Genomic DNA, 16122 nt, shown 5'->3' with positions numbered 1-16122 from the left:
GCAACGCGGAGTGAAAAGCCGGCGGCGCGACGGCGGCCGGCGACGCTGGTTCAGGCGGCGCGCACCGTGCGCAGGAAGTTGCTCACCTCGGTCTGCAGGCTGCTGCTCTGCCGCGACAGCGACTGCGCCGAGGCCAGCACTTGCGCCGAGGCGGAGCCGGTGGCGCTGGCGCCGTGGTTGACCTGGACGATCTTGTCGGCGACCTCGGCGGTGCCCTTGGCGGCTTCGCTGACGTTGCGGGCGATCTCCGCGGTGGCGGCGCCCTGTTCCTCGACGGTGGAGGCGATGGTCGAGGAGATGTCGGCAATCCTGGTGATGGTGGCGCCGATTTCCTTGATGGCGCCGACCGAGTCCTGGGTCGCGGTCTGCATCCCGGCGATCTGGGTGCTGATTTCGTCGGTGGCCTTGGCGGTCTGCTCGGCCAGAGCCTTCACCTCGGAGGCGACCACGGCGAAGCCGCGGCCGGACTCCCCGGCGCGCGCCGCCTCGATGGTGGCGTTCAGCGCCAACAGGTTGGTCTGCTCGGCGATCGCGGTGATCAGCTTGACGACGTCGCCGATTCGGCCTGCGGCCTTCAGCAATTCGTTGATCCGCAGGTCGGTCTGCTGCGCCTGCTTCACCGCGTCGCCGGCGATGCGGCTGGAATCGTGCACCTGCCGGCTGATCTCGATCACCGAGGTGCTCATCTCCTCGGTGGCGGAGGCCACCGATTCGACGTTGGCGGAGGCTTCTTCCGAGGCCGAGGCCACCATGCCGGACAATTGCTGGGTCTGTTCGGCAGTGCTGGACAGCCTGCCGGCGGCGGCTTCCAATTCGCCCGAAGCGGTCGACACCGTGGCGACGATGCCGCCGACCGCGGCCTGGAACTGATCGGCGAGCTTGTTCATGTCGGCCTTGCGCTGGCTGGCGGTGGCCAGTTCGAGGCTCTTCTGCTCGCCCTCCATGCGTTCGATCTGGATCAGATTGTCCTTGAAGGTGCGGGCGGCGCGGGCGTTGTCGCCGACTTCGTCGCCGCGTTCGGTGTAGGGAATCGCCACGCTCTTGTTGCCGCCGGCGAGTTCCAGCAGCACCTCGCCGATCCGGCGGATCGGGCGGGCGATATTCATCACCGAGAACAGCGCCGAGCCGATCAGCACCAGCACCACCAGCATGCCGACGATGCTGCCGACGCTGCGCACCTGCTCCAGGACCGCGAGCAATTCGCCCTGCCGCTTGGCGGTGTATTCGTTAGCGACGTCGACCAGCTTGTCGATGCGGCCGCCGATCTCGCCGATCACCGGCGCGATCTTGTCGTTGCGGATGGCGATCGCCTGGACTTCGGATTTGATCACCGCGTCGGTGTAGGCTTGGTAGCTGCTGTCTTCCGCGATCAGCGCGTCGATCTGGGCGGCGATGGCACGATCGGAGGTCAGGCTGCGCGCCCGCTTCAGCGCCTCGACCGACTTGGTCGCGTCGCTGGTGATGGTCGGAATCAGCTTGAGGTCGGACAGCGCCATGAAGCGCCAGGAGGTGGCGCGCGCGGTCTGCAGCAGGGTGTCGGCCTGGCGCAGCGCGCCTTCGACGTCGCCGCGATTGTCGAGCGCGACGAAGGCCGGCGACGCGATCAGGGTTTCGATCGAGCGGGTCCAGGCCGCGGTGGTGCCGGCGCGCTTGGTCATGCCGACGATCGACGACCTGCGTGCGGCCGCGAGCTCGCCGATCAGCGCCTCGCTGCGCTCCAGCAGCGGCTTGATTTCGCGATAGGCGACCTTGGTGACCTCGCGGGTGGCGCGCTGCTCGGCGGCGTCGATCTCGCGGTTGGCTTCGGCGATGGCGTCGCGGCCCTTGCGGGCGCTGGCGTCGAGCTGCTCCACGGTCTGCACGTCGGTGAGATCGTGGATCGCGAGCTGCGCGCGCAGCATCGCGGCGTCGGCCGCCTGGGCGTTGGCTTTGTTGCTGGTGTTGACCAGCACAAAGCGGCTCGACGTCGCGATCGAATCATTGCCCAGCCACTCGTTGGTCAGCATGCCGCCGACCAGCAACACGCCGATGCCGGCGGTCAGCCCGAGTTTCGTGCCAATGCGGAATTTTGCCATCGGGTGCCCCAAAAGAGTGAGGCTGTACAGGACGGCTTAACGCTGAAGGGAAGATGAATATTCTACCTGGTACAACTACAAGGAGAGTTTAATTCTCGGCCGTTGCAACCGGCGATGCAGGCCTGCTGCCACACCAAGGCCGCAATAACCCAACCGGCTCCGCCGCCGCCCGCAAAAAAAAGCCGCGCGAAGGGCGCGGCTCGTTGACGATTGGCGAAAGGCTCAAGCCTCAATGCGCGGTGACCACCACCTGGGTGCCGACCGGGACCCGCTGATACAGGTCGCTGATGTCCTCGTTATACATCCGCACGCAACCATAGGAGACGAAGCCGCCGATCGAGGCGGGGCGGTTGGTGCCGTGGATGGCGTATTCGCCGCCGGCCAGCGTCATCGCCGCCACGCCCATCGGATTGGCCGGCGACCCGCCGGGGATCACGTCCGGCATGTTCGGATTGTCGCGCTTGACGTCGGCGGGCGGCGACCACGCCGGCTCGCGATATTTGCCGTCGATCTTGGTTGCCCCGGCCCATTGCTTGCCGGCCTTGCCGACGCCGACCGGATAACGCACCGCGGTGCGCTCGTCGAGAATGAGATAGAGCCGGCGCTCGTTGGTCTTCACCACGATGGTGCCCGGCGTGTAGTCGCCGCGATAGGCCACCATGTCCGGGCGGGCTTCGGCGGCCGGCGCGGTCAACAGGCCGCCGCCGATCGCGGCCGCAATGGCCAGGCTGATCCTCAAATTCATCGATTTCTCCAATCCAATGTCGCCGCACGCTGCGGGTTTGAATGCAATTACGTCCGGCCTCTGCTGGGCCGGCTTCGCCTCTCCTGCATTCGCGAGTGTCGTCCGGTGGGCGTAACCAAATCATGCGCGCCGGGCGGCTCCGCTGCATTTGCAGGGCCCAAACAAGAAAATCCCGCCGACAAAGTAAATGCCTGGAAAACAACACACGCCGGGAATCCGACCTGCGGCGCGCGCTGCGCCCACAAATTTTGTTGAAGGAGGCGTGACGTCGGCCAGGCGCGCTGCGCGGAGGCCCGAAATTACTCTCGCTGCGAGCACTGACTTAACCTCTCCCCGCTTGCGGGGAGAGGTCGACCCGGCGTAGCGCCGGCGAAGCCGGGCCGGGTGAGGGGGCGCTTCGACATCACGAGGCGCCCCCTCACCCGGCGCGCCAAGCTTCGCTTGTCACGCCACCCTCTCCCCGCAAGCGGGGCGAGGGGCCAACGCCGCACCGCTCCGATCAACTTCGAAAGACCGGTCAGCGCAAGCGTTTCAGTCGCCGGGTCGGTCGAAGGCCGGCCGAACGGGTAATGACCAACTCCGCCGCCTTACAGCCGCTTGTTCTGGCGGTGCTCGACCAGGTCTTCAACCACCGCGGGATCGGCCAGCGTCGAGGTGTCGCCGAGCGTCGAGGGCTCGTCCTCGGCGATCTTGCGCAAGATACGGCGCATGATCTTGCCGGAGCGGGTCTTCGGCAGGCTTGGGGCGAACTGGATCAGGTCCGGCGAGGCGATCGGCCCGATGTCCTTGCGCACCCAGGCCACCAATTCCTTGCGCAGCTCTTCGGTCGGTTCGGTGCCGTCCATCAGCGTGACGTAGGCGTAGATGCCCTGGCCCTTGATGTCGTGCGGATAGCCGACCACCGCGGCCTCCGAGACCTTGGCATGCGCGACCAGCGAACTCTCGACCTCCGCGGTGCCCATGCGGTGGCCGGAGACGTTGATGACGTCGTCGACCCGCCCGGTGATCCAGTAGTAACCGTCGGCGTCGCGGCGGCAGCCGTCGCCGGTGAAGTACTTGCCGGGATAGGCCGAGAAATAGGTGCTCTCGAAGCGGGCGTGATCGCCATAGACGGTGCGCATCTGCCCGGGCCAGGAGCGCGCCAGGCACAGATTGCCCTGACATTCGCCTTCCAGCACGTTGGCGTCGGCGTCGAGGATCTGCGGCACCACGCCGAAGAACGGCCTTGTCGCCGAGCCCGGCTTCAATTTGGTGGCGCCCGGCAACGGCGTGATCAGGATGCCGCCGGTCTCGGTCTGCCACCAGGTGTCGACGATCGGGCAGCGATCCTCACCGACCACGCGGTGATACCATTCCCAGGCTTCCGGATTGATCGGCTCGCCGACCGAGCCGAGCAGTCGCAGGCTCTTGCGCGAGGTCTTCTTCACCGGCTCGTCGCCGCCCTGCATCAAGGCGCGGATCGCGGTCGGCGCGGTGTAGAAAATGTTGACCTGGTGCTTGTCGATCACCTCCCAGAACCGGGAGTTGCTCGGATAGTTCGGCACGCCCTCGAACATCAACGTGGTGGCGCCGTTGGCCAGCGGCCCGTAGAGGATGTAGCTGTGGCCGGTGACCCAGCCGACATCGGCGGTGCACCAGTAGATGTCGCCGTCGTGATAATCGAACACGTATTGGTGGGTCATCGCGGCAAACACCAGATAGCCGCCGGAAGTGTGCAGCACGCCCTTGGGCTGGCCGGTGGAGCCCGAGGTGTAGAGGATGAACAGCGGGTCCTCGGCGTGCATCGGCTCGCACGGGCAGTCCGTGGTCACCATCTCGGCGGCGTCGGCGTACCAGAAGTCGCGCACGTCATCCATGAACACGTCGGCGCCGGTGCGCTTGACCACCAGCACCCAGTCGACGCCCTCGCACTTCTTCAAGGCGGCGTCGACATTGGCCTTCAGCGGCACGCGGCGGCCGCCGCGCAGGCCTTCGTCGGCGGTGATCACGATCTTCGACTGGCAGTCGGTGATGCGCTGGGCGAGACTGTCCGGCGAGAAGCCGGCGAACACCACCGAATGGATCGCGCCGATCCGAGCGCAGGCCAGCATCGCGAAGGCGGCTTCCGGGATCATCGGCAGATAGATGGTGACGCGGTCGCCCTTCTGGACGTTGCGGCTGCGCAGCACGTTGGCGAATTTGCAGACCTCGTCGTGCAGCTCGCGATAGCTGATGTTGCGGGATTCCGACGGATCGTCGCCCTCCCAGATGATCGCGGTCTGCTCGGCGCGATCGTGCAGATGCCGGTCGATGCAATTCCAGGCCACGTTGAGCACGCCGTCCTCGAACCATTTGATCGCGACATGGCCCGGCGCGAAGGAGGAATTCTCGACCTTGGTGAACGGCTTGATCCAGCCGATGCGCTGCGCCTGCTCGCCCCAGAAGCCGGTCGGATCGCTCACCGAGCGGGCGTACATCTCGCGATACTTCGCATCGTCGATGAAGGCGCGCGCCGCCCATTCCGGGGACACGTCATAGATCTTCTCGGACATTCGTTCCTCCACCCCAAAAGCGGCCATTGCCGCGCATTGCCGTCAGTGCCTCACGTCGTGGTCGCGTCGCGGCGGCATATCCCTGGACCGAACTCGCCGCAACCGCCGGACAACGGGGTCCGCGCGAAGGGCCGTCCAAAGATGAGCGTCGCCGGCGACGGATGATCTCGATCGCTGCACCGTCCGGTTTTTCTTGTTGAAGGATTATGCGTCGGGGGCCGGGGCGGCGACAAGCGGTGATGCATTGGACTTTTGGCCTTGATGGCGGTCATCGCCCCGTCGTCGTGCGTCCGCGGCGCCGGGCAGGGGCGATTGCAGGCCGCGGCGCCGGTCCGATGCCGGCGTCGTGATTGTCCGCAGGCGATTTGGCGGTAACTGGTTGAGGATTGTGTGGTTCTCCCGCGGGTGCGCGACAGCCTCCATCAACCAAGACGGCGAGGCAGCTCCACCCCTGGGAACCAATGGGCCGGCCGCCGCATTACCGCGGTGGCTCGCATGAGGTGCGCAACACCATGATGGATCAGCAGAATTTTGAGCGGCCGCGGCCCGTCGCGGTGGAATCGGCTGAGCCATCGACGGCTCCGGGCGGGCAGAGCGTGGAAATCCTGGCCTCCGACCTCGGCCTCAAGCTCGGGGTGCAGGACGAGCTGACCATCCGCCGCATCAAGCGCGGCAAGGGCTACGCCTTCATTCGCGCCGACGGCAGCGTGGTGCGGCATCGCGGCACCATCAAGCGTCTCAACGCGATGGCGATGCCGCCGGCCTATGTCGAGGTGCGCTACGCCGCCGATCCAACCTCGCATCTGCAGGCGGTCGGCCGCGACGTCGCCGGCCGGCTGCAATATCGTTATCATTCGGATTGGGAAAAGGTCCGCGAGACCCGCAAGGCGCACCGCTTGGCGACCCTGGTCGGCGCGCTGCCGAAGATCCGCCGCGCGGTGTCGCAGCATCTGGCGAGCTCGGAGCCTAACCGGGAATTCGCGCTGGCTGCGGTGATCGAGCTGATCGCCCGCACCGCGATCCGCCCCGGCAACGAATCCTACGCCCGGCTCAACGGCACCCGCGGCGCCACCACGCTGCTGAAGTCCAACGTCGCGATCGACGACGATTGCGTGGTGCTGAGCTTCAAGGCCAAGGGCGGCAAGGCGGTGCGCAAGGAATGCGACGCCTCCAAGCTGATCCGCGCGCTCGGCATCCTGCGCACCGTGCCGGGCAAGCGGATGTTTCAGTATCGCGACGACGCCGGCGTGGTGCGCAACATCTCCACCGCGCAAGTGAACACCTTCTTGCGCGAGATCGCCGGCATCAAAATTTCGCTGAAGGATTTTCGCACCCTGATGGCGTCGGCGGTGGTGCTGGAATCGCTGTCGCGGATTTCGCCGGCGACCAGCCAGCGCGGCCGCCGCAAGCAGGTGCTGGAGGCGGTGCGCGCCGCCGCGGATGAGTTGTCCAACACGCCGGCGATCTGTCGCAAGAGCTACGTTCACGACACCATCGTCACCGCGTTCGAGGACGGCATCCTGGAGCGCTTCGCCGCGACCATGAAGGGCTATCGCTCGCAGTCGAAACGCGAGCAGCTGTTGATGCAGGTGGTGGCGGCGGCGGGGTAGGATTGCGTTAACAGCGTAGGGCGAAGCGTGCCCACCAACGCGCGGTGAAAGTAGTTGGGCACGGCGCAACAGCGCCTCGCTCACCCGACGAGGGGGTGGCTACACCCCGCCCATCTTGCAGACGATGGTCCACTCGTCCGCCGTCACCGGCTGCACCGACAGCCGCGACTGTTTCAGGAGCGCCATTTCGCTCAGCGCCTTCTCGGCCTTGATCGCCGCCAGCGTCACCGGGGTTTTCAAGGGCTTCAGCGCCTTGATGTCGACGCAGACGAACTTGCCCGACTCGTCGGTGGGGTCCGGATAGGCCTCGCGGATGATCTCGGCGATGCCGACGATCTCCTTGCCCTCGTTGGAGTGATAGTAGAAGGCGCGGTCGCCTTTCTTCATCTTCATCATGTGCAGCTTGGCACTGTGGTTGCGCACGCCGGTCCAGGCCTCGCCCTTGGCGCCCTTCGCAACTTGCTGGTCCCACGACCAGGTCGAGGGCTCCGACTTCACCAGCCAGAACGCCATCGGCTATTCCTCCGCCTTCAGCGGCCGCGTCAGCAGTCCCTCGATCGCGGCATCGACGCTCATCTGACCCGCGAGGATGGCGGCGACCGCGGCCGAGATCGGCATCTCGACCTGCTTCAGCCGCGCCATCTCCAACAGCACCGGCGCGGTGAAGGCGCCTTCGGCGAGCTTGCCGTGCGAGGCCTCGGCGGCGCTCTCGCCGCGGCCGAGCGCCACGCCGAACGAGAAGTTGCGCGACTGCGCGGTGCCGCAGGTCAGGATCAGGTCGCCGAGCCCGGACAGTCCCATCATGGTTTCGGTGCGCGCGCCGCAGGCCTTGCCGAACCGCACCAGTTCGGCGAAGCCGCGCGTGGTCATCGCCGCCAAAGCCGAAGCGCCGAGCTTGCGGCCTTCGACGATGCCGGCGGCGATCGCCAGCACGTTCTTCGTGGCGCCGCCGAGTTCGACGCCGCGCACGTCGGTGGAGTGATACGGCCGGAACGTGCCGGAGTTCATCGCCTGCGCCAAAGCCTGCGCGATGCCGGCGTCGGTCGCGGCGATCGTCACCGCGGTCGGCAGCCCGCGTGCCACGTCGGCGGCGAAGCTCGGCCCCGACAGGATCGCCGGCGTCGCCTGCGGCGCCGCCTCACTGATGATCTCGGTCATGAATTTGTGGCTGCCGTGCTCGATGCCCTTGGCACAGGCCACCAGCGGCGTGCGCTCGGCGACCAGCGGCGCCAACGATGCGACCACCTGGCGCAGCACCTGCGCCGGCACCACCAGCAGGATCGCCTGCGCCTGTGCGGCTTGGCCCAGGTCGCGGCTGACCTTGATGGAGGATTCCAGCGTCACGCCCGGCAGATATAGGCTCTCCCGCTTGGTCGCTAATTGCGTTGCGTTGCCGGCGTCGTGCTCCCACAGCACGACGTCCCGGCCGGCGCGGGCGCAGGTCTGCGCCAGCGCGGTGCCCCAGGCGCCGCCGCCGAGCACCGCCACCGAATTATAGGACAGCATGGAAAGGCCTCATGGTTGCGACACCGGAAACGCGCTCCCTCTCCCATGGGGAGAGGGTTGGGGTGAGGGGGTACGAACTATCGAGAGGTCAAAACCCCTCACCCGGATCGCAAGAGCGATCTGACCTCTCCCAATGCGAGAGGTGAGGCTGCGCTCGTGGCATCGTTCACTGCACATCGACAATCTCTAGAAGCCCGCGCGGGTGTTGGCGAATTGCGCCGGCGTGGTGACGTTGGCGTCGAGCAGCCAGCGCGCCCGCGGCGCGAATTCGAGGCTATCGGTCAGGCCGAGCGCCAGCCGCTCCGCGCCGGCCCAGGCGATCATCGCGCCATTGTCGGTGCACAGCGCCGGCGGCGGGATCATGAATTGCGTGCCGGCCGCGGTGGCGACCTCTCGCAACGCGCCGCGGATCGCCTGATTGGCGGCGACGCCGCCGGCGGCCACCAGCGCGTGTGGCGCGCCGAACCGCTCGCGAAAAATCCTTAAGCCGACATGCAGCCGGTCGGCGGTGGAGTCCAGCGCCGCGGCCTGGAAGCCGGCGCACAAATCGTTGATGTCCTGCGGCTGCAGCGGCGCCAGCCGGCCCGCCTCGTTGCGCACCGCGGTTTTCAAGCCGGACAGAGAAAAGTTGGCGTCGGCGCGGCCGAGCATCGGCCGCGGAAAGGCAAAGCGTTCGGCGTCGCCGCTGGCCGCGGCGCGCTCCACCTGCGGTCCGCCGGGATAGGGCAGCCCGAGCATCTTGGCGACCTTGTCGAAGGCCTCGCCCATCGCGTCGTCGACCGTGGTGCCGAGCCGGACGTAGTTGCCGACGCCGAGCACGGCGACGATCTGGGTGTGGCCGCCCGACGCCAGAAACAGGCAATAGGGAAATTGCAGCGCGTCGGTCAGCCGCGGCGTCAGCGCGTGGGCTTCCAGATGGTTGACCGCAACCAGCGGCGTGTTGTGCACCAGCGCGATGGCTTTGGCGGTGGTCAGGCCGACGATCACGCCGCCGATCAGTCCGGGGCCGGCGGCGGCGGCGATGCCGGACAAATCCTTGAAGCCGACGCCTGACTGCTGCATCGCACGCGCGACGATGCCGTCGAGCAGATCGACATGGGCGCGCGCGGCGATCTCCGGAACCACGCCGCCGAACGGCGCGTGATCCTCGATCTGCGAGTGCACGACGTTGGACAGGATGCGGCCGCTGCCATCGCTGCGGCGCTCGACCACGGCGGCCGCGGTTTCGTCGCAAGTGGTCTCGATCCCCAGCACCAGAGACGCTGTATCGGTAGCCAAATTGAGCCCTTGCGTTTGCCGCCAAACCGGCGTTTTCCTTGCCCGGCGTAGCATTGCGGGGTCTGTGTATGCAATCGTCTGGTTTGCAATCCCCCGCTGGAGCAGTCGTGGCCGCAGCGCCCGCGCTCCGGCCAGGCTTTCGCTGTCCGATGATCTTGCAGTCGCGCGCGGAGATCTGAGCGTGGCCCTGCTCGTGACCCGCCCGCAGCCCGATAACGAGACCACCGCCGCGGCGTTGCGGGCCAAGGGATACGAGGTGCTGCTGGCGCCGATGCTGCGGTTCGAAGCGGTGGCGGTGAAGGACGATCCGCAGGCGAGCTATGGCGCTGTGGTGGTCACCAGCGCCAACGCGCTACGCGCCGTCGCCGGCCAGACCGCCAGCGCCCGGCTGCTCGATCTGCCGTTGTTCGCGGTCGGCGCGCGTACCGCGCAAAGTGCGCGCGACAGTGGATTTCGCAACGTCATCGTGGCTGACGGCGACGCCAGCGCGCTGCGCGACAAGATCGTCGCGCTCGCCCGCGCCAAGCAACTGCAGAAGTCCGATACCTTGTTGTATCTGTCCGGCGCCGAGGTGGCGCGCGATCTCGCCGGCGAGTTGCGCGCGCTGGGGTTCACGATCGCCACGCAGACCGCTTATAAAATGATACCGATACGCGACCTGCCCGATGCGGTGTGCGACGCCTTTGCCGCCGATCGGATCGAGGCCGTGTTGCACTATTCGGGACGCAGCGCGCGGTCGTTTCTGGATGCCGCGCGCAGCGCCGGGATCGAGATTTCGGCGCTGGCGCTGCCGCAATGCTGTCTGTCGACGGCGGTCGCCGCGGTGGTGCGCGAGGCCGGGGCGACCCGGGTGTTCGAGGCGCGGACCCCGGATGAGGCGGCGCTGTTCGACGTGCTAGATCGTGCGCTGAGCCCGCTGGCACGGTAAAGGAAGTGACGGCGAATCGCGCTGGATTCGGCCGCGGTGATGAGGAAGGTGACGATGGTCAAGGTCAGGCCCCACGACAATCGCTCGGCGACGGACGCGAACCGATCGGAACATCTGCCCCCGTCGGACGAGGCGCAGCCGCCGCAGGAGTCCAAGCCGGCGACCGACGCCGCGACTGCTGCGGCGCAGCCCACCGCGCCGATCGATCAGGACACCGCGCTGCAGGCGGTGTTGGAGGCCAATGACGCGGCCGATGCTCCGGCGCCCGCTGCCGTCACGCCCGATGTCGTCGCGCCCGGCGCGGCGCAGCCCGATGCCGTGGACAACGAACCCCGCGCCGCCGCGTCCCCGGGCGCGGCGGTGTCCGAGCCGGCGCCGCGCTCGGCTTCGATCATCGCCCCGACGCTGTCCGGCGCGGTGGCCGCCGCGATCGTGGTCGGCGCCGCCTGGTTCGCGCTCGGTCCCAATCTGGCGCCGCCGCCGGCGGCTCCCGCCGCGCAAACCGATGCCGCCGCGCTGGATGCGCTGAACGCACGGCTGTCCGGCCTCGAATCCAAGGTCGCGGCGGTATCGAGCGCCGCGTCGACGCCAACCGCAGCGTCGCCGGCCGATCCTAAGCTGGCGCCGCGGCTCGACGCGGTGGAGAAATCGCTCGCAGCGCTGCGCGATGATCTCGCCGCGGTGCGCACCCAGTCCGCGCAACTCTCCGCCGCCGTCAATGCGCTGAAGACGGGTGACGGCAGCGCGCCCGCCGCGGCGCTCGGCGAGGCGCCGGCCGCGGTCGATCTCGCCCCGCTCAACGAACGGCTGAGCCAGCTCGAACAGGCGGTGAAGACCCCGGCGCCGACGGTCGATCTGGCGCCGCTCGACGAGCGGCTCGACCGGCTGGAGCGCGCCGCCAAGACCCAGGTGGCGCTGCCCGCCGCGCCGGACGACACCGCGCTGCGCCGCGTGGTGGCGGCGATGCTGCTCGACGTCTCGGTGCGGCAGGGCGAGCCCTATGCCGGCGTGCTCAACGTCGCCAAGCCGCTGGCGCCGGACGCCGCGGCGCTGAAGCCGCTGGATGCGTTCGCGGCCTCGGGAGTGCCGAGCGTCACCCTGCTCAGCCGTGAACTGGTGGCGCTATTGCCGAAGCTGGCGGCCGCCCCGGGCGGCCTGGAGGCCTCCGTCAGCATCATCGAGCGGCTGCAGGCCGGCGCCGATCGGCTGGTCCGGATCCAGCGGCCCGACGCCGCCACCGCCAAGGACCGTGCGGCGATCGTGGCGCGCATTGCGGTGGCCGCGCAACGCAACGATCTCGCGGAAGCCGTGCGCGAACTGGGCGCGCTCGATCCAGCCGACCGCGCCCCGGCGCAGCCCTGGCTCGACAAGGCCGCCGCCCGCGACGCCGCTCTCGCCGTCTCCCGTCAGTTCGCTGCCGCCGCGATGGCGGCGCTCCCGAAAAAATCACCATAGGACTCCGATGCTCCGTATCATTCTGTTTCTTGTCGTGATTGCCGTGGCGGCGGCGGGAGCCGGTTGGCTTGCCGAGCAGCCGGGCAATGTGGTGCTGTCCTGGCGCGGCTGGCAGGCCGAGATGACGCTGGCGGTGTTCGCGCTGGCGCTGCTCTCGACCATCGTCGCGGTCGGCCTCGGTTGGGCGATCGTGGCCAGCCTGTGGCGCTCGCCGGCCCGGCTGCGGCGCGGCCGCCGCGCGCGCCGCGAGGCCCGCGCCCGCCACGCCATCACCCAGGGCCTGCTCGCGGTCGGCCATGGCGATGCCGCGATCGCCCGCGCCCACGCCCACGCTGCCAAGCGGCATTCGCCGCAGGATCCGCTGGCGCTGTTGCTGCAGGCGCAATCCGCCCAGCTCGACGGCGACCGCGACGGCGCCAAGCGCGCCTTCCTGGCGATGGCCGGGCGCGACGACACCAAATCGCTCGGCATGCGCGGGCTGTTCATCGAAGCGCAACGCGCCGAAGATCCCTATGCCGCGCTGACCATCGCCGAAGAGGCGCTGCGGCTGTCGCCGGCCTCGAGCTGGGCGTCGCATGCGGTGCTGGGTTTCCGCTGCGCCCGCGGCGACTGGTCGGGCGCGCTGGAGATCCTCGAAAACAACCTGAGCTCCGGCCTGATCGACAAGAAGGCCTATCGGCGGCTGCGCGGCGTGCTGCTGACGGCGCGGGCGATCGAATGCGAGGAGAGCGACGTCAGCCTGTCGCGCGACAGCGCGCTGGAAGCCGTCAAGCTGGCGCCGACGCTGGTGCCGGCGGCGGTGCTGGCCAGCAAATATCTCAGCGAGGCGCATCAGATCCGCCGCGCCATGAAGACCCTCGAGACTGCGTGGCTGTCGCATCCGCATCCGGATCTGGCCGAGGCCTACGCCCACATCAAGCCCGGCGATACCGCGCAGGCTCGGCTGCAGCGGGTCGAGGCGCTGGCCGCGAAAGCCTCCGGCCATATCGAAGGCGCGCTGGCGGTGGCCCGCGCGGCGATCGACGCCGGCGACTTCAACCGCGCCCGCGGCGTGCTGACGCCGTTCGTCGACGCGCCGACCCAGCGCGTCGCCATGCTGATGGCGGAGATCGAGCACACCGAGCGCAAGGATTCGCGCAGCGCGCGGGCCTGGACGTTGCGCGCGGTACGGGCGTTGCGCGACCCGGTGTGGACCGCCGACGGCTGCGTGTCCGACCGCTGGCGTCCGGTGTCGCCGGTGACCGGCCGGCTCGACGCGTTCCAGTGGACCACGCCGCTCGCCGAACTGCCGACCAACAAGGCGGTGGTGCTGGAGTCCGACGTGTTCGACGAGACGCTGATCGAATCGCTGGCCGAAGAGGTCACCGAGGGCGTCACCTCGGAGCTGGACAGGTCAGAGGCGACCACGGCGGCGAGCAAGCCGGCCGAACCGGTCGAGGTGGTGATGGAGGGCAAGGCCGCGGCGGAAGCGCCGGTGGTCGGTCCGACCGACACATCGACGCCGCTGTTCCATCGGCCGCAGCGCGGCGCCGCGCCGGTGATCCCGATCGTGCGCGCGCCGGACGATCCCGGGATCGACGACGACGAGGCCGCCAACAACGACTTCGACGACAAGCCCAATCCGGCGGCCAGCCAGGGCGGCAATTGGCGCGGCTACCGGCCGCGGCGGGACAATTGAGCGGCGCCGGCCGAGGCTCCCCCGACGGGTCCGGCCATGGTGCTTGATATTGCGCCGAACCGGCGCGCATGGTTTTGACCACGGCGCGCTTTCCGGCTATGAAGCGGCGGCTCGCGCCGCCCGGCTGCCGTGGATGCTTCGTCCCCGGCCGCCGTCCGACGCTCTTAGGTCAGGCTCACCGCTTGATATGCCGCAATAGCTCAGCTGGTAGAGCACGTCATTCGTAATGACGGGGTCGGGGGTTCGAATCCCTCTTGCGGCACCATCCTCATCTTCTCCACTGTTCGCCCTCATCCGCAGCCGTCGCTCAAGCCGCTGGTAATCAACGGTTTTCAGAGCGTAGCCGTTCGTGGCCGGCGCCCTGCATTCGCCTGATTTGTTGGTCTTTCTGTTGGTACGCGGAAGTGACCAACAAGGGAGATACCAACAAATGTCCCTTACCGACGCCCAATGCAGGAACGCTAAACCGGGGCCTTCTCCGTCCAAGATCAGCGACGGCGGTGGTCTCTTTCTGCTGGTGCAGCCGACCGGCGGTAGGTTGTGGCGCCTCGCATATAGATTCGGCGGCAAACAGAAATCCCTCGCGTTGGGGATCTACCCGCAGGTCTCGCTTTTGGAGGCGCGGGTGAAGCGAGATGACGCGAAGAGGGTGTTGGCGGCCGGAGCCGACCCTGGCGTCAAACAGCGGCTCGACAAGTTGGCGCGGCAGGCGGTGGCGGCGAACACATTCGCGCTTCTGGCTGACGAATTTATTGCCAAGCAAACCCGAGAGGGTCGCTCTGAGCGCACTATCGAGAAGACCACATGGCTCCTTGGCATCGCGCGCCCAATGCTCGGTCAGCGTCCAATCGCTGAAATCACCGCGGCCGAGATTTTGACGGTTCTCCGCAAGGTCGAAGTCCGCGGTCGGCTCGAAAGCGCTCGCCGTCTCCGAGGTACCATCGGGTGCGTCTTCCGCTATGCGATTGCAACCGCGCGAGCGGAGAACGATCCCACTCTTGCCCTCCGGGGCGCGCTTACGAGCCCAACTGTAACGCCGCGCGCGGCTATCACGGAGCGTCAGGCGTTCGGTGCGCTGCTGCGCGCGATCGATAGCTTCGACGGACAACCGACAACGCGTGCCGCCCTGAAGCTCATGGCATTTTTGTTCCCGCGGCCGGGCGAGTTGCGTGTCGCGGAATGGTCGGAGTTCGACCTCCAAGCGGCGATATGGACCGTTCCCGAAAGCCGCATGAAGATGCGCCGCCCGCATCGGGTGCCGTTGCCGGCGCAGGCCATTGCCGTGCTGAAGGAGCTTCATCGCGTCACGGGGGCCGGGAGGCTCGTCTTCCCGTCAATCAGAACGGTGCTTCGGCCGATTTCCGAGAACACCTTAAATGGGGCGCTGCGCCGGCTCGGTTACTCGCAGGACGAGGCGACGGCGCACGGTTTTCGCGCGACGGCTTCGACGTTTTTGAACGAATGCGGAAGGTGGAATCCCGATGCGATCGAACGCGCGCTCGCGCACGTGGAGAGCAACAGCGTTCGCCGTGCTTATGCGCGCGGCGAGCATTGGGACGAGCGCGTCAAGATGATGGCCTGGTGGGCGGAGTATCTCGATGTCCTACGCGAGGGCGGCGAGGTTGTGACGTTTGTTCGCGCTGAACAGAACGCCGCTAAAGCCAATCGTTGAACTAATCAGTCGCCTCAAGGGTGGCCATCACCCGCTGAGAAACGTTTCTCTGCCCGTCCGCCTTTCCTAACCAGCGACGGCGGCGTCAATGCGTCGACGGCGCTCACCATCAATTAGCTTCGCACTATTCCCACATGGCGCTGGCTGCGGAGCCTGAAGGACCAGCGAGAACATGGCACAACCACCGACCTCACCGGGCCTCATCGAACTCGTGTTTCGGGCGCCATGAGACGGGATCTGCGACCCAGCGGTTGATGTCAGATTCGCGCCAGCCTGCGCCGTTGATACTGATTTTGAGCTGGGCCGGAAACGTGCCCTCGGCAATCTTGCGGTAGATCGTGGATCGGGACAGCCCGGTCCGGGAAAGGACAGCTTTCAGACGGATGATACGATCTGGTTCGCGCATGGCCGTGCGGCCTCCTGCTGGCTGTTTCTGACGACTGCTGAGACCAGACAGGGCAGGCATTCAAGGACACGCAAGAGGGTTTTGCGCGTCGCCGTACTGTGGCGAAGAGTCGGCGGAAAATAGGATGGGTCAAATTCCGATGCCCCGGCCTCTGCCGAGATCGATGCCGTGGGTGAATGCCAATTCTTGGCCGAGCCGGCGGCCTGTTTCGAACGCGATGCCGAGTTGTTGCTTGCGG

General features: G+C 67.5%; 12 protein-coding genes and 1 tRNA gene. 6 read left to right on the top strand and 7 right to left on the bottom strand.

Features of this window, described 5'->3' with window-relative positions:
• Positions 1-50: 50 nt before the first annotated feature.
• The 3 genes from VGC77_RS00205 to acs form a co-directional block, all read right to left on the bottom strand.
• Positions 51-2075 carry a methyl-accepting chemotaxis protein gene (locus VGC77_RS00205; protein ID WP_331169561.1) on the bottom strand — a complete coding sequence of 675 codons (2025 nt, stop codon included), beginning with the start codon at positions 2073-2075 and terminating at the stop codon, positions 51-53.
• A 229-nt stretch (positions 2076-2304) separates the two neighbouring features.
• On the bottom strand, positions 2305-2820 hold the full coding sequence (locus VGC77_RS00200; RefSeq protein ID WP_331169560.1) for a L,D-transpeptidase: 516 nt from the start codon (positions 2818-2820) through the stop codon (positions 2305-2307).
• 587 nt (positions 2821-3407) lie between these two features.
• The gene (gene acs / locus VGC77_RS00195; RefSeq protein WP_331169559.1) at positions 3408-5351 is read right to left on the bottom strand and encodes an acetate--CoA ligase; all 1944 of its coding nucleotides are present in this window, start codon (positions 5349-5351) and stop codon (positions 3408-3410) included.
• 512 nt (positions 5352-5863) lie between these two features.
• On the opposite strand from acs, the gene VGC77_RS00190 reads away from it, so the two are divergent.
• The gene (locus VGC77_RS00190; RefSeq protein ID WP_414709586.1) at positions 5864-6961 is read left to right on the top strand and encodes a DNA topoisomerase IB; all 1098 of its coding nucleotides are present in this window, start codon (positions 5864-5866) and stop codon (positions 6959-6961) included.
• Between the two features lie 99 nt (positions 6962-7060).
• On the opposite strand, the gene VGC77_RS00185 is transcribed toward VGC77_RS00190, so the two are convergent.
• From VGC77_RS00185 to tsaD, 3 genes are all read right to left on the bottom strand, one after another.
• Positions 7061-7474 (bottom strand): EVE domain-containing protein, encoded by a 414-nt coding sequence (locus VGC77_RS00185; protein ID WP_331169558.1) that lies wholly within the window; start codon positions 7472-7474, stop codon positions 7061-7063.
• 3 nt (positions 7475-7477) lie between these two features.
• Complete coding sequence (locus tag VGC77_RS00180; RefSeq protein WP_331169557.1) at positions 7478-8467, bottom strand: NAD(P)H-dependent glycerol-3-phosphate dehydrogenase; 990 nt, start codon at positions 8465-8467, stop codon at positions 7478-7480.
• A 186-nt stretch (positions 8468-8653) separates the two neighbouring features.
• The gene (gene tsaD, locus VGC77_RS00175; protein ID WP_414709585.1) at positions 8654-9799 is read right to left on the bottom strand and encodes a tRNA (adenosine(37)-N6)-threonylcarbamoyltransferase complex transferase subunit TsaD; all 1146 of its coding nucleotides are present in this window, start codon (positions 9797-9799) and stop codon (positions 8654-8656) included.
• A 127-nt stretch (positions 9800-9926) separates the two neighbouring features.
• Here tsaD and VGC77_RS00170 point away from each other — a divergent pair, with 127 nt between their 5' ends.
• The 5 genes from VGC77_RS00170 to VGC77_RS00150 all read left to right on the top strand — a co-directional run bounded on the left by VGC77_RS00170 (position 9927) and on the right by VGC77_RS00150 (position 15478).
• Positions 9927-10673, top strand: a complete 747-nt coding sequence (locus VGC77_RS00170; RefSeq protein WP_331169555.1) for a uroporphyrinogen-III synthase — start codon at positions 9927-9929, stop codon at positions 10671-10673.
• 39 nt (positions 10674-10712) lie between these two features.
• The gene (locus tag VGC77_RS00165; RefSeq protein WP_331169554.1) at positions 10713-12128 is read left to right on the top strand and encodes a hypothetical protein; all 1416 of its coding nucleotides are present in this window, start codon (positions 10713-10715) and stop codon (positions 12126-12128) included.
• A gap of 7 nt (positions 12129-12135) precedes the next feature.
• Positions 12136-13806: a heme biosynthesis protein HemY gene (locus tag VGC77_RS00160; protein ID WP_331169553.1), complete on the top strand. Its 1671-nt coding sequence runs from the start codon at positions 12136-12138 to the stop codon at positions 13804-13806.
• Positions 13807-13995: 189 nt separating this feature from the next.
• Positions 13996-14071 (top strand) — tRNA-Thr (locus tag VGC77_RS00155).
• 165 nt (positions 14072-14236) lie between these two features.
• Positions 14237-15478 carry a tyrosine-type recombinase/integrase gene (locus tag VGC77_RS00150; RefSeq protein WP_331169552.1) on the top strand — a complete coding sequence of 414 codons (1242 nt, stop codon included), beginning with the start codon at positions 14237-14239 and terminating at the stop codon, positions 15476-15478.
• 190 nt (positions 15479-15668) lie between these two features.
• On the opposite strand, the gene VGC77_RS00145 is transcribed toward VGC77_RS00150, so the two are convergent.
• Positions 15669-15884 carry a helix-turn-helix transcriptional regulator gene (locus tag VGC77_RS00145; RefSeq protein ID WP_331169551.1) on the bottom strand — a complete coding sequence of 72 codons (216 nt, stop codon included), beginning with the start codon at positions 15882-15884 and terminating at the stop codon, positions 15669-15671.
• Positions 15885-16122 lie beyond the last annotated feature (238 nt).

It is taken from the genome of Rhodopseudomonas sp., from assembly GCF_036404135.1.
Lineage (GTDB): Bacteria > Pseudomonadota > Alphaproteobacteria > Rhizobiales > Xanthobacteraceae > Rhodopseudomonas_A.
Note: the sequence above shows the minus strand (reverse complement) of the source record. Positions and strands in the feature narration are given on the sequence as shown.